Annotated in this window: 12 protein-coding genes; 3 read left to right on the forward strand and 9 right to left on the reverse strand. The window is 70.7% G+C overall.

Annotated elements, in window-relative coordinates; translation table 11 throughout:
- Positions 1–87: 87 nt before the first annotated feature.
- The 3 genes from bsaP to bioD all read right to left on the reverse strand — a co-directional run bounded on the left by bsaP (position 88) and on the right by bioD (position 2,185).
- Complete coding sequence (gene bsaP, locus EKG83_RS50070; protein ID WP_228122371.1) at positions 88–324, reverse strand: biotin synthase auxiliary protein BsaP; 237 nt, start codon at positions 322–324, stop codon at positions 88–90.
- Positions 321–1,337: a biotin synthase BioB gene (gene bioB / locus EKG83_RS38695; RefSeq protein WP_033430694.1), complete on the reverse strand. Its 1,017-nt coding sequence runs from the start codon at positions 1,335–1,337 to the stop codon at positions 321–323. Before bioB ends, bsaP begins: the two co-directional genes overlap by 4 nt.
- A 131-nt stretch (positions 1,338–1,468) precedes the next feature.
- Positions 1,469–2,185, reverse strand: a complete 717-nt coding sequence (bioD, locus tag EKG83_RS38700) for a dethiobiotin synthase (protein WP_051765580.1) — start codon at positions 2,183–2,185, stop codon at positions 1,469–1,471.
- 60 nt (positions 2,186–2,245) lie between these two features.
- Here bioD and EKG83_RS38705 point away from each other — a divergent pair, with 60 nt between their 5' ends.
- Together EKG83_RS38705 and EKG83_RS38710 are read left to right on the forward strand one after the other, a co-directional pair.
- The gene (locus EKG83_RS38705) at positions 2,246–2,488 is read left to right on the forward strand and encodes a glutaredoxin family protein (RefSeq protein ID WP_033430696.1); all 243 of its coding nucleotides are present in this window, start codon (positions 2,246–2,248) and stop codon (positions 2,486–2,488) included.
- A gap of 2 nt (positions 2,489–2,490) precedes the next feature.
- Positions 2,491–3,123 carry a hypothetical protein gene (locus EKG83_RS38710; RefSeq protein WP_153278713.1) on the forward strand — a complete coding sequence of 211 codons (633 nt, stop codon included), beginning with the start codon at positions 2,491–2,493 and terminating at the stop codon, positions 3,121–3,123.
- On the opposite strand, the gene EKG83_RS38715 is transcribed toward EKG83_RS38710, so the two are convergent.
- From EKG83_RS38715 to dnaE, 3 genes are all read right to left on the reverse strand, one after another.
- On the reverse strand, positions 3,103–4,389 hold the full coding sequence (locus EKG83_RS38715) for an adenosylmethionine--8-amino-7-oxononanoate transaminase (RefSeq protein ID WP_033430759.1): 1,287 nt from the start codon (positions 4,387–4,389) through the stop codon (positions 3,103–3,105). The genes EKG83_RS38710 and EKG83_RS38715 overlap by 21 nt on opposite strands.
- A 28-nt stretch (positions 4,390–4,417) precedes the next feature.
- A complete protein-coding gene (locus EKG83_RS38720; RefSeq protein WP_033430699.1) occupies positions 4,418–5,653 on the reverse strand; it encodes a cytochrome P450 family protein in 1,236 nt (411 codons plus the stop codon).
- A gap of 137 nt (positions 5,654–5,790) precedes the next feature.
- A complete protein-coding gene (dnaE, locus tag EKG83_RS38725) occupies positions 5,791–9,324 on the reverse strand; it encodes a DNA polymerase III subunit alpha (RefSeq protein ID WP_033430700.1) in 3,534 nt (1,177 codons plus the stop codon).
- Positions 9,325–9,472: 148 nt separating this feature from the next.
- Between dnaE and EKG83_RS38730 the strand changes: the two genes are divergently transcribed.
- Positions 9,473–10,384, forward strand: a complete 912-nt coding sequence (locus EKG83_RS38730; RefSeq protein ID WP_033430701.1) for an AsnC family protein — start codon at positions 9,473–9,475, stop codon at positions 10,382–10,384.
- Here EKG83_RS38730 and EKG83_RS38735 read toward each other — a convergent pair.
- The 3 genes from EKG83_RS38735 to lspA form a co-directional block, all read right to left on the reverse strand.
- Entirely contained in the window at positions 10,381–11,592 is a 1,212-nt protein-coding gene (locus EKG83_RS38735; RefSeq protein ID WP_033430702.1) for a multidrug effflux MFS transporter, read from the reverse strand. The genes EKG83_RS38730 and EKG83_RS38735 overlap by 4 nt on opposite strands.
- Positions 11,593–11,730: 138 nt before the next feature.
- Entirely contained in the window at positions 11,731–12,618 is an 888-nt protein-coding gene (locus EKG83_RS38740) for an RluA family pseudouridine synthase (RefSeq protein WP_051765582.1), read from the reverse strand.
- A gap of 41 nt (positions 12,619–12,659) precedes the next feature.
- Entirely contained in the window at positions 12,660–13,265 is a 606-nt protein-coding gene (lspA, locus tag EKG83_RS38745; protein ID WP_228122372.1) for a signal peptidase II, read from the reverse strand.
- Positions 13,266–13,278 lie beyond the last annotated feature (13 nt).

The raw sequence follows: 13,278 nt of genomic DNA on the forward strand, positions 1-13,278 counted from the left end.
CCTGCCGGCTGCGGCCTGCCTCCGGTACTCGTAAGGGCCCCATGTCAAATCGAGCCGGACGAAACCGAAGGCCAACCAAAACCAGACTCAGGCCGACGCGGTCGAACCGTGCCTGCTGCAGGTGGCCGTCCAACCGGCGGGCGTCACCTGCACCACCATCCGCCGAGCGCACTGCGAGCAGAACCGCGGCGGGTCGATGACACCCAACCGCGACGAACAAGCCGCGTGGTCACCTTCCCCGACAGCCTTCCCGCAGTAACCGCAAAAAACCGCAGAAGCAGCAGACCCAGCCCCCGACCCAGAACCAGAACCAGAACCAGTCACAGCGTCTTGCTCAACTCCTTGATCGGCATGGACAGCTCACCCAGCATGTCCAAGTCGTCCTGAGCCGGCCGCCCCAGGTTCGTCAGGTAGTTCCCCACGATGATCGCGTTGATCCCACCCAGCATCCCCTGCTTCGCCCCGAGGTCCCCGAACGTCAGCTCCCGCCCCCCGGCGAACCGCAGGATCGTCCGGGGCAGGGCCAGCCGAAAAGCCCCCACCGTCCGCAACGCCTCGGTCCCCTCCACCACCGGGTAGTTCTCGTAGGGCGTCCCGGGGTTCGGGATCAGGAAGTTCAGCGGCACCTCGTCCGGCTCCAGGGCCGCCAGCTGCACCGCGAACTCGGCCCGCTGCTCCAGCGTCTCCCCCATCCCGATGATGCCGCCGCAGCAGACCTCCATCCCGGCCTCGCGCACCATCCGCAACGTCTCCCACCGCTCCTCCCAGGAGTGCGTGGTGACCACGGACGGGAAGTGGGACCGGGCCGTCTCCAGGTTGTGGTTGTACCGGTGGACCCCCATGTCCACCAGCTCGTCCACCTGCTCCTGCGAGAGCATCCCCAGCGAGCACGCGATCTGGATCTCGTTGCCGTCCTCGCGGATGGCCTTGATCCCGTCCCGCACCTGCGACATCAACCGCTTGTCGGGCCCGCGCACCGCCGCCACGATGCAGAACTCCGTGGCCCCGGTGGCCGCGGTCTGCCGAGCCGCCTTCACCAACCCGGGGATGTCGAGCCACGCCGACCGCACCGGCGACGGGAACTGCCCGGACTGCGAGCAGAAGTGGCAGTCCTCCGGGCACCCGCCGGTCTTGAGCGAGACGATCCCCTCGACCTCGACCTCGGGCCCGCACCAGCGCATGCGCACCTCGTGCGCGAGCTCCAGCAGTTCCGGGATGCGGGAATCGGGCAGCCGGAGCACCTGGAGCACCTGCTCCTCGGACAGGCCGACGCCGCGCTCCAGCACCTGCTCACGCGCGGTGTTCAGCACATCGACCTGCTCAGGGGCTGCGGTCACGTCATCTCCTCGGGCGAACGACGGCGGTGGTCCGCGGGTCAGTGTGCCGCACGGGCACTACCGGGACCCAGCGATGTACGTCACTCACCATCGCCACCGCGACCCCCTACCCACAACCCCTCCCACACACCTCAACACGAACAGGCAGCAGCGAACTTCTCCGGGTCGAACGTCCCCCCGAACCAGGGCGACACCCCGTCCCGCGCCACCGCCAGGAACTCCTCCCGCCCCAACCGCCCGGCCCCGTCCGGCAACGCGCCCAGCAGCGGCGCACCGGCGGCCTCCGGCAGGTCCACCAGGTTCGTGCAGCAGGCCAGGTCGGGCGAGGCGGGCCACCGCCCCACCACCACGCCCACCGACTCCAACCCCCGCCGGACCAGCGCCTCCGCCGTCAACGCCGTCGTGTTCAGCGTGCCCAGCCCGGCGTGCGCCACCACCAGCACCGGCGCGTTCAACGCCCACGCCGCGTCCGCGATCGTCGACCCGGCGTCGTCGAACCGCACCAGCAGCCCGCCGGCACCCTCCACCAGCACCAGGTCGTGGGACGAGTCCAGCTCGACCGCCGCCGACGCCACGTCGCGCGGGTGCACGGGGGGCATCCCGGCCCGGCGCGCCGCCGTGGCCGGTGCCAGCGGTTCGGGGTAGCGCCGCAGCTCACGGGTTGTCACGGGCCCGGCGAGCCGCGCCACCTCGGCCAGGTCACCGGCCTCACCCGCCGCAACACCCGTCTGGGCGGGTTTGAGGACCGCGACGCGCCGCCCCTCGGCCGCGGCCAGCGCCGCCAGGGCGGCGACCACCACCGTCTTGCCGACGTCGGTGCCCGTACCGGTGATGACGAGGACGCTCACGGCCACTCACCCTAGGGCTACACGCAACGTCGCGAACCACCACGTTCTACAGTCACCGACATGGGTGAGATCGTCCTCTACGGTGCGAACTGGTGCGGTGACTGCCGCCGGGCTAAGGCATGGCTGCGGGAGCACGAAGTCCCGTTCACCGAGGTGGACGTGGAGCACGACGAACAAGCCCGCGACAAGGCGATCGACATCGCCGGCGGCCGCAGGAACATCCCCGTGCTGGTCCTCCCGGACGGCCGCGTCCTGGTGGAGCCCACCAACACCGACCTGGCCGACGCCGTCACCGGGTCCTGACCGTGGCCAGACGCAAGCGCCGACCCCCCAAGGCAGCAGCAAAGGCCAGCGCCAACGCCACGACCAACACCACGATCAACGCCACGACCAACGCCGCCCCCAAGCCCCAACCCTGGTTCAACCGCCAGCGCCCCCTGACCCAAACCGGCCTGATCATCGGCGGCATGGCCGCGATCATCGCCGGCCACTTCCTCCTCTGGGGCACCGTGATCCCCGCCCTGGGCACCCTGGTGGGCCGCGTCCCGGTCGTCTCCACCGCCGCGGGCTGGCTATTCGGCGGCGGCGCGTTCATGGCCTGGGGCATCGTGGCCGTCAACCACGACACCGCCTCCCCCACCACCCTCAAGCGCCTCAAGACCACCGCCTGGTCCTGGACCCCGATCGCCCTGGTCTGCATCCCCACGAACTACGCGAACGAGCAGGTCCTCCCGGTCGACTACTGGGCCGGCGTCTACGCGAGCGCCTACGGCGTGGTCGCCGCCCCCCTGGCCCTGGCCGTCATCGCCCTCCTCTGGTGGCTGGTCGCGGACAAGCTGCTCGGCCACCAGGGCATCACCAAGTCCCAGGTCGGCTGGCTCTGCGTGGCCTACGCGACCCTCCTCCTGGTCTGGGGCTCAACCCTGCTGCGCATGTGAGGCACGAGCCGCCGCCACCACCGCGCGGCAGATCATCGCCACGTCCTCCTCGGAGGAGACGAACGGCGGCATCGTGTAGATCAGGTCCCGGAACGGCCGCAACCACACCCCGTGCTCCACCGCCGCCGCCGTGGCCGCCGCCATGTCCACCGGGTGGTCCAACTGCACCACCCCGATCGCCCCCAGCACCCGCACGTCGACCACTCCGTCGACCACTCCGTCAACCGCCCCCAACCCCCGCCGCAGCCAGCCCGAGATCCGCCCCACCTCCCCCCGCCAGTCGCGGGACAGCAAAAGCTCGGTGGACGCCAACGCCACCGCCGAGGCCAACGGGTTCCCCATGAACGTGGGCCCGTGCGCCAGCACCGGCACCTCCCCCCGCGAGATCCCGTCCGCCACCCGCTCCGTGCAGAGCGTGGCGGCCATGGACATGTACCCGCCGGTCAACGCCTTCCCCACGCACATCACGTCAGGACTGATCCCGGCGTGGTCCGCGGCGAACAGCTCCCCGGTCCGCCCGAACCCGGTGGCGATCTCGTCGAAGATCAGCAGCACGTCGTGCGCCAACGTCAGCTCGCGCAGCACGTGCAGGTAGCGCGGGTCGTGGAACCGCATCCCCCCGGCCCCCTGCACCACGGGCTCCACGATCACCGCGGCCAGCTCGTCGGCGTGCCGCTCGATCAGATCCGCCAGTTCCTGCACGTAGGCCGTGTCCATCTCCGCCGGAGGAGCGGGGGCGAACACCTGCTCCGGCAGCACCCCGCGCCACAGCGAGTGCATCCCGCCCTCGGGGTCGCACACCGACATCGGCTGGAACGTGTCCCCGTGGTACCCCCCGCGCCAGGTCAGCAGCCGCCTCTTGCCCGGCCGACCCAGCGAGCGCCAGTACTGCAGCGCCATCTTCACCGCGACCTCGACCGACACCGACCCCGAGTCGCACAGGAACACGTGCCGCAACGGCTCGGGCGTGATCTCCACCAGCCGCGCGCACAGCGCCACCGCCGGCTCGTGCGTGAGCCCGCCGAACATCACGTGGCTCATCCGCCCGAGCTGGTCGCGCACGGCCGCGTCGAGCACGGGGTGCCGGTAGCCGTGGATCGCGGCCCACCACGACGACATGCCGTCGACCAGCTCGCGGCCGTCGTCGAGCCGCAGCCGGACCCCTGAAGCCGAGGAGACCACCAGCGGCTCCAGGGTGCCCGGCATCGGCCCGTACGGGTGCCAGACGTGGGCCCGGTCGAGCTTCAGCAGCTCGTCCCGGGACAGCCCATCCCCGGAAGACCCATCACGACCGTCACGACGCAGCGGTTCCACGGGGCTTGAGGCTAATCGGCAGCGAGTGCAGCCCGTGCACGAGCGTGCTCTCCCGCCACCGCAGCGTCTCCGGCTCGGCCGCCAGCTCCACGTCGAACCGGTCCAGCAGCGTCCCCACCGCGATCTCGCCCTCCAGCCGGGCCAGCGGCGCGCCCAGGCAGTAGTGGATGCCGTGCCCGAACGCCAGGTGCCCGCCCGCGGGCCGGGTGATGTCGAACCGGTCCGCGTCGGGGAACTTGTCCTCGTCCCGGTTCCCGGACAGCAGCGAGACCAGCACCAGGCTGTCCTTGGGGATCACCACGTCGCCGAGCGGCACGTCCTCGGTGGTGAACCGGAAGGTGGCCTGGTTGATCGGCCCCTCGTAGCGCAGGAACTCCTCCACCGCGCCGGGCAGCAGCGACCGGTCGGCGCGCAGCTTCTCCAGCTGGTCGGGGTGGCGCAGCAGGCTGTAGACGCCGGAGGCGATCAGGTTGACCGTCGTCTCGTGCCCGGCCACCAGCAGCAGGAACGCCATCGAGATCAGCTCGGTGTGGTTCAGCGCGTCGCCGTCCTCGCTGGTGTGCACCAGCGCGGAGAAGAAGTCGTCACCGGGGTTGGCGCGCTTGTGCTCGACCAGCCGGGACAGGTAGGCGGCCATGCTCATGCCCGCCTCCTGGATGCGCTCCACGTTCGCCCCGCCGACCACCAGCGTGTTCGACCACTTGCGGAAGTCGTCGCGCTCGTCCAGCGGCACGTCGAGCATCTCGCAGATGACCGTGATGGGCAGCGGGAAGGCCAGGGCCTCGATCAGGTCGACCTCGCCGCCGTCGGCCACCCGGTCCAGCAGCTCGTCGGTGATCTCCTGCACGCGCGGGCGCAGCTGCTCCACCCGGCGCGCGGTGAATGCCTTGGTGACGAGCTTGCGCAGGCGGGTGTGGTCCGGCGGGTCCATGTTCAGCATGTGCTGCACCAAGGACTGGTCGAACTCGTTGCGCTCGGCGTCCCCGACGTGGTTGCGCTCCATCAGGTCCGGGAAGCGCTCGAAGTTCTTGGCGAAGCGCGGGTCGGCGAGCACCTGCCGACCCTCCTCGTAGCGGGTCACCATCCACGCCTTGGTGCCCCGGGGCAGCACGATCTGCTTGACGGGTTCCTGCTCGCGCAACCGGGCGTGGTAGGCGTGCGGGTCCGCGTAGTACTCGTCGCCGATGACGTCCAGCCCGGCGATCTTCTCCCCCATGGAGAGCCCCTCTCCGCTTGAAGTCGAGCGTTGAGTTAACTCTGTTTACTCAACACAACTTCAAACGAACGAAGGGCCCTCCGTGTCCCCGCTCACGACCGGTATCACTCGATCGGCCTAATCGGTCACCGCGCCGATCAGCCCAAACACCCCGGCCCGAGCAAAGCCTTCAAATCGCCCATAAGCGACGGGGTGGGGCTGACCCGCAACGCGTCGTCCAGCTTGAGCACCGTGTTGCGGCTGCTGTTGATGATGAGGTTCAGGTGCACCTCGGTGGTGCCCGGGTGCGCCCGCAGGACCTCCTTCAGCGAGGTGACCAGCTTCGGGTCGCACCGCGACGCCGCCACCTTCAGCTTCAGCGCCTGCGAGCCCAGCTCCGACAGGTCCGGCACCACCAGGTCGTTGGCGATCAGCGAGGTCCGGTCGTCCCGCTTGGCCACCCGCGCCTTGACCAGCACGATCGCGTCCTCCGCGACCGACATGCCGTGCACCGCGTAGCTCTTGGGGAAGAACAGCACCTCGATGCCACCGGCGAGGTCTTCGAGCTGCGCCGACGCCCACGGCTCGCCGTTCTTGTTCACCCGGCGGTTCACCGACGCCAGGATGCCGCCCAGCGTGACCTGCGCGCCGTCGGGCACGTCGCCCTCCAGGATGCGCGGGATCGAGGTGTCCGAATAGGACTCCAGGATCTTCTCCACGCCGTTGAGCGGGTGGCCGGACACGTACAGGCCCAGCATCTCCCGCTCCAGGGTCAGCTGGTGCTTGGACTCCCAGTGCTCGTCGGGGATCTTGACGTCGAACACGCCGCCGACGCCCTCGTCGCCACCGCCGTCGCCGAACAGGTCGAACTGGCCGCGGGCCTCCTCCTTCTTCGTGAGCATGATCGCGTCGACCGCCTCGACGTGGACCATGTGCAGGCCCTTGCGCGGGTGGCCGAGCGAGTCGAAGGCGCCCGCCTTGATCAGCGATTCCACGACCTTCTTGTTGCAGACCGTGGCGTCGACCTTGCGCAGGAAGTCGGAGAAGTCGGTGAACCGGCCCTTCTCCTTGCGCGCCTTGATGATCGCGTCGACCACGTTCGCGCCGACGTTGCGGATGGCGCCCAGGCCGAACCGCACGTCCTCCCCGACCGCGACGAACTCGCGCTCGGACTCGTTGACGTCCGGCGGGAGCACCGTGATGCCCATCCGGCGGCACTCGGCCAGGTAGATGGCCGACTTGTCCTTGTTGTCCGAGTTCGTGGTGAGCAGGGCGGCCATGAACTCGGCCGGGTAGTTCGCCTTGAGGTAGGCGGTCCAGTAGGAGACCAGGCCGTACGCGGCCGAGTGGGCCTTGTTGAACGCGTAGTCCGCGAACGGGACGAGGATGTCCCACAGCGTCTTGATCGCGTCCGGCGGGTAGCCGTTGTCCAGCATGCCCTTCTCGAAGCCGGTGAACTCCTTGTCCAGGATCTCCTTCTTCTTCTTGCCCATCGCGCGGCGGAGCAGGTCCGCCTGGCCGAGCGTGTAGCCCGCCAGCTTCTGCGCGATGGCCATGACCTGCTCCTGGTACACGATCAGGCCGTAGGTCGTGCCGAGGATGTCCTCCAGCGCCTCGGCCAGCGCCGGGTGGATCGGCGTGATCTCCTGGAGCTTGTTCTTGCGCAGCGCGTAGTTCGTGTGCGAGTTCGCGCCCATCGGGCCCGGCCGGTACAGCGCGCCCACGGCCGAGATGTCCTCGAAGTTGTCGGGGCGCATCAGCCGCAGCAGGTCCCGCATGGGCCCGCCGTCCAGCTGGAACACGCCCAGGGTCTCGCCCTTCGACAGCAGCGAGTACGTCTTCTTGTCGTCGATGCCGATCTTGTCCAGGTCGACCGGCGCCTTGCCGTTCAGCTCGATGTTCTTGAGCGTGTCGTCGATCGTGGTCAGGTTGCTCAGGCCCAGGAAGTCCATCTTCAGCAGGCCGAGCGTCTCGCAGGTCGGGTAGTCGAACTGCGTGATGATCGCGCCGTCCTGGGGGCGCTGCCACACCGGGATGTGGTCCATCAGCGGCTCCGCGGACATGATCACCGCGCAGGCGTGCACGCCCGCGTTGCGGATCAGGCCCTCCAGGCCGCGGCCGGTGTCGATGATCTCCTTGACCTGCGGGTCCGTCTCGTACAGCGCCCGGACCTCGGCGGCCTCGGCGTACCGCTTGTGCTGCGGGTCGAAGATGCCCGACAGCGGGATGTCCTTGCCCATCACGGCCGGCGGCATGGCCTTGGAGATGCGGTCGGCCACCGCGTAGCCCGGCTGGCCGTAGAGCACGCGGGCGGAGTCCTTGATCGCCGCCTTCGCCTTGATGGTGCCGAAGGTGATCACCTGGGCGACCTTGTCGGCGCCCCACTTGTCGGTGACGTACCTGATCACGTCACCGCGCCTGCGCTCGTCGAAGTCGATGTCGATGTCGGGCGGGCTGACCCGGTCGGGGTTGAGGAACCGCTCGAAGATCAGGCCGTGGGCCAGCGGGTCGAGGTCGGTGATGCCCAGCGCGTAGGCGATCAGCGCGCCCGCGGCCGAGCCGCGGCCCGGGCCGACCCGGATGCCGTTGGCCTTGGCCCAGTTGATGAAGTCGGCGACCACCAGGAAGTAGGACGGGAAGCCCATCTGGAGGATGACGCCGATCTCGAACTCGACCTGCTTCTCGTGGACCTCGTCCACGCCGCCCGGGAACCGCCGGCGCATGCCCGCCCAGACCTCTTCGCGGAAGTAGTCCGCCTCGGTCTTGCCCTCGGGCACCGGGTAGCGCGGCATGAGGTTCTGGAAGGCGAACATGCCGGTCGTGTCGACCTTCTCGGCGACCAGCAGGGTGTTGCGGCACCCCTCCTGCCAGGCGTCGGACGAGTCGATCGCGCGCATCTCGTCGGGCGACTTCAGGTAGTAGCCGGTGCCGTCGAACTTGAACCGGTTCGGGTCCTGGAGCGTCTTGCCGGTCTGCACGCACAGCAGCGCCTCGTGGGCCTCGCGGTCGTCGGCGTAGGTGTAGTGCGAGTCGTTGGTCACCACGAACGGGATGGCGAGCTTCTTGGCCACGTCCAGCAGGCCGTCGCGGACCCGGCGCTCGATGTCGATGCCGTGGTCCATCAGCTCGACGAAGAAGTTGTCCGCGCCGTAGATGTCGCGCCACTTGGCGGCGGCCTCCAGGGCCTCCCGGTCGTGGCCGAGCCGCAGCCGGGTCTGCACCTCGCCGGACGGGCAGCCGGTGGTCGCCATCAGGCCCGCCGAGTGCTCGGCGATCAGCTCGGCGTCCATCCGCGGCCACTTGCCCAGCTGGCCCTCGGTGGAGGCCCGGCTGGAGACCTTCATCAGGTTGTGCAGGCCCTCGTTCGTGCGGGCCCAGATGGTCTGGTGGGTGTACGCGCCGCTGGCGGACACGTCGTCCGACTTCTGGCCCGGGTCGCCCCACAGCACCCGCTGCTTGTTGAAGCGCGAGTCGGGGGCCATGTACGCCTCGATGCCGATGACCGGCTTGACCCCGGCGGCGGTCGCCTGCTTGTAGAAGTCGTAGGCGCCGTACATGTTGCCGTGGTCGGTGATCGCGGCGGCGGGCATGCCCATCCGCTCGCACTCGGCGAACATGTCCTTGAGCTTCGCCGCGCCGTCGAGCATCGAGTACTCGGTGTGCACGTGGAGGTGCACAAACGAGTCAGCCACGCCAGAACCCCCTTGCAGACCACGCACGAGACACGGTTGGCGGAACCGGCGCCACCGCACCGTCGCACACTAGTCCGACCGGGTCGGGCGCAGCCAGCCGACGGGCCGATGGCGCGGAGATCGCGACGGGCGGGTAGCGTTTGGAGGTGTGGTAACGCCGGATCCCGTCGACGCACGTCTGCTCGCGCTGCTCGCCGAATCCGGCCGGGCGGCGGTGCACGAGCTGGCCGCGAAGCTGGGCATGGACCCGCGCGAGGCGGCCACCCGGCTCATCACCCTCTCCGGCAGCGGCCTCCCCCTGCTGGTCGGCGTCGAGTGCGACCCGAACGGCATCCGCAAGGCGCTGGCCAACAGCGTGGCGTGGGGCAGCTACTCGGGCCCGCCCGGCTCGACCCCGGCGGGCCAGGTCAGGGGCACGCCCAGCGGCCCGTACCCGCAACAGGGCTCGGTGCGCGGCACGCCGTCCGGCCCCTACCCGCCGTACTCGCCCGCGCAGGGGCCGGCCAGCCAGCCGTTCCCGGCGCAGCCGCAGGCCGGCCCGCAGTCGGGCCCCGTCCCGGTGCCGGAGCCGATGAGCACCTGGGGCGTGCCCGGCACGTCCGGGTGGGCGCGGGGCGACCAGCAGCCCGCGCCGCGCTCCCGCACCGGCAAGATCGGCAGCACCCTGGAGACCGAGGGCCTGGAGGGCGCCCGGTTCACCATCCAGCTGGTCGAGGTGGTGGACCCGGCCGACTTCCTGTTCACCGCGGCCGGCTACAAGCTGGCGCCCGGTGAGCGGGCCGTGGTCGTGCACACCGAGCTGTCCAACACCGGCAAGGTGCCGTTCAACGCCCTGCCGGACATGTACCTGGTGCTGATGACCAAGACCGGGGAGACGGTCGGCAAGGCGCCGGTGTCGCTGTCGTCCCGGCCGCCGCACAAGATCGGCGTGCAGCCGGGCGAGACGGCGGGCGGGCACACCGTCTACGTGCTGCCCGAGGACACCGGCATCTTCTCGGTCCGCTGGAGCGCCCGCCCCGAACCCGACCTGAACACCCTGGTCTGGACGATCGAGGACTAGACCGCCGCGGGTACCTCGTCCTCCCGCGTGATCCCGGCGTCACCCCTGGTCAGCACCGCGAACAGCACCCCGGCCAGCACGGCCGCCGACCCCATCACGGTCACCATCGGCAGCAGGCTGCCCGACCCGCCCGCGCCCACCAGCGGCGCCATCAGCCCGCCGACCAGGAACGTGAACACGCCCAGCACGGCCGACGCGCTGCCCGCCGCCTCCGGGTGCCGGGACATGGCCAGCGTCGAGGCGTTGGGCATGAGCAGGCCGACGCCGATCGTGAGCACGAACAGCGGCGGCAGGAAGGTGGCCAGGCCACCGCCCAGCAGGGCGCCGACGACCAGCCCGACCCCGCCGACCACCGCGGCCGACAGGCCCGCCTTGAGCAGCGGGCGCGGCATGACCCGGCCGGTGAGCCGGGTGTTGAGCACGCCGGCCAGGAAGACGGCCACCGAGTTCGCCGCGAACACGTAGCTGAACTGCTGCGCGGACAGCCCGAACACGCCCTGGAGCACGAACGAGGCGCCCGCGACGTAGGCGAACAGCGAGCCCAGCGCCAGCGACCCGGTGAGCACGTAGCCGACGAACTTCCGGTCCGCCAGCAGGCCGCCGAACACCCTGAGCGTGAGCAGCAGGTCGGCCGGGCGCCGCCGCTCCGGCGGCAGGGTCTCCGGCAGGTTGAGCGCGAGCAGCACCAGCAGGACCAGGGCGAGCAGCGCCAGCACCACGAACACGCCGCGCCAGCTCGTGAACCGCAGCAGCTGGCCGCCGAGCACCGGGGCGAGCACCGGGCCCATGCCGTTGACCATCATCATCAGCGACATGAACCGGGCCATGGCCAGGCCCTCGAACCGGTCGCGGGCGATCGCCGCGGCGACCACGAACCCGGCCGCCACGCCGAGGCCCTGGAGCAGGCGCAGCCCGGAGAACGCGAGCGCGCCCGGTGCCGCCGCGCAGACCAGCGACACGACCACGTAGGCGCCGAGCCCGACCAGCAGCGGCCGGCGGCGACCCCACGAGTCGGACAGCGGGCCGGCCAGCAGCTGGCCCGCCGACAGGCCGATGATGAACGTCGTCAGCGACAGCTGCACCTGCGGCTCGCCCGTGCCGAACTCCCGGGCCATCTCCGGGAACGCGGGCAGGTAGGCGTCGATCGAGAGCGGCCCCAGGGTGCACAGCGCACCCAGCAGGGCGGCCAGGCGGGCCTTGTTGTCCATGGTCTCCTCCCCTGTTCCGGAGAAGCTTCGCAAGACGAAGCATCCGGAGGGGAGGCGATATGGCCCAGGTCACCACGATTCAGCGGAATCCGTCTCAGCGGGTCCCGCCCGCCTCGGCGGCCCTTGCCCCAGGCGACTTCAGTGGCTGTCTTCCCGCAGCAGCTCCAGCGCGCGGGCCAGGTCGGCCGGGTACTCGCTGGTGAACTCGACCCACTGGCCGTCGGCCGGGTGGTGGAAGCCGAGCGTGCGGGCGTGCAGCCACTGCCGGTTCAGGCCCAGCCGCTTGGCCAGCACCGGGTCGGCCCCGTAGGTCAGGTCGCCGACGCACGGGTGCCGCAGGGCGGAGAAGTGCACGCGGATCTGGTGGGTGCGGCCCGTCTCCAGGTGCACGTCCAGCAGCGACGCGGCCCGGAACGCCTCGACCACCTCGTAGTGCGTGACGCTGGGCTTGCCGTTGGCCATCACGGCGAACTTGTAGTCGTGCTTCGGGTGCCGGTCGATGGGCGCGTCGATGGTGCCCTTGATCGGGTCCGGGTGGCCCTGCACCAGCGCGTGGTACAGCTTCTCGACCGTGCGCTCCTTGAAGGCGTGCTTGAGGGCCGAGTAGGCGCTCTCGCTCTTGGCGACCACCATCACGCCGGTGGTGCCGACGTCCAGCCGGTGCACCACGCCCTGCCGCTCGGCGGCGCCGGAGGTGGCGATGCGCACGCCCGCCGCGGCCAGGCCGCCCACCACCGTGGGCCCCGTCCAACCGGGGCTCGGGTGCACGGCCACGCCCACCGGCTTGTCGACCACGATCACGTCGTCGTCCTCGTGCAGGACCCGCAGGCCCTCCACGGGCACGGCCTGCACCTGCACCGGGCGCTCGGGCTCGGGGAGGGTGACCTCCAGCAGCGCGCCCGCGACCAGCCGGTCGGACTTGCCCGCCGGCTGCCCGTCCAGCGCCACGTCGCCGGACTCGGCCAGCGCGGCCGCGGCCGTGCGCGACAGGCCCAGCAGCTTGGCCAGGCCCGCGTCCACGCGCATGCCGTCCAGGCCGTCCGGCACGGGCAGGTTGCGGTAGCCGCTCACTTCTTCTCCACCTTGGTGCCGTCGTAGTCGCGCTGGAGCAGGGCCATCAGCACGATCACGCCGCCGCCGACGCAGATGGCCGAGTCGGCCAGGTTGAACACGGGGAAGAAGTTGCCCCACGGGTCGAGGACCGAGATGAAGTCGACCACGCCGCCGCGCAGCGGGCCGGGCGCGCGGAAGACGCGGTCCACCAGGTTGCCGGTGGCGCCGCCGAGCACCAGGCCCAGGCCGATGGCCCAGCCGACCGACCGCAGCCGGCGCGCGATCCACAGGATGAAGCCGACCACGCTGCACGCGATCAGCGCCAGGATGACCGTCCAGCCCTCGGCCAGGCCGAACGCGGCACCGGTGTTGCGGTACAGCGGGAGGTAGAGCAGCCCGCCCAGCAGCTCGACCGGCTCGCGCCCCTCCAGGTGCTCCACCGCGAGGACCTTGGTGAGCAGGTCGAGCGCCAGCACGAGCGGCGCGATGACGGCCAGCAGGCCGACCCGGCGCTTGGGCAGCGGCTCCCCGGCCTCCCCGGGCCTCCCCGGCTCATCCGGCTCCCCCGGCCCGCCCGGCTCGTCCGCGGCGTCCGGCTCGGTGTTGGGCTCAGTGCTCACCCGGTCATTGTCC

The sequence above is a fragment of the Saccharothrix syringae genome, from assembly GCF_009498035.1.
Classification (GTDB): Bacteria; Actinomycetota; Actinomycetes; order Mycobacteriales; family Pseudonocardiaceae; genus Actinosynnema; species Actinosynnema syringae.

What these genes read in the sequence shown, in the direction of transcription:
- EKG83_RS38720 (WP_033430699.1), bottom strand. Translation starts at nt 5,653, where the DNA reads ATGGGGGAGAAGATCGCCGGGCTGGACGTCATCGGCGACGAGTACTAC.
- EKG83_RS38705 (WP_033430696.1), top strand. Translation starts at nt 2,246, where the DNA reads ATGGGTGAGATCGTCCTCTACGGTGCGAACTGGTGCGGTGACTGCCGC.
- EKG83_RS38740 (WP_051765582.1), bottom strand. Translation starts at nt 12,618, where the DNA reads ATGCGCGTGGACGCGGGCCTGGCCAAGCTGCTGGGCCTGTCGCGCACG.
- EKG83_RS38735 (WP_033430702.1), bottom strand. Translation starts at nt 11,592, where the DNA reads ATGGACAACAAGGCCCGCCTGGCCGCCCTGCTGGGTGCGCTGTGCACC.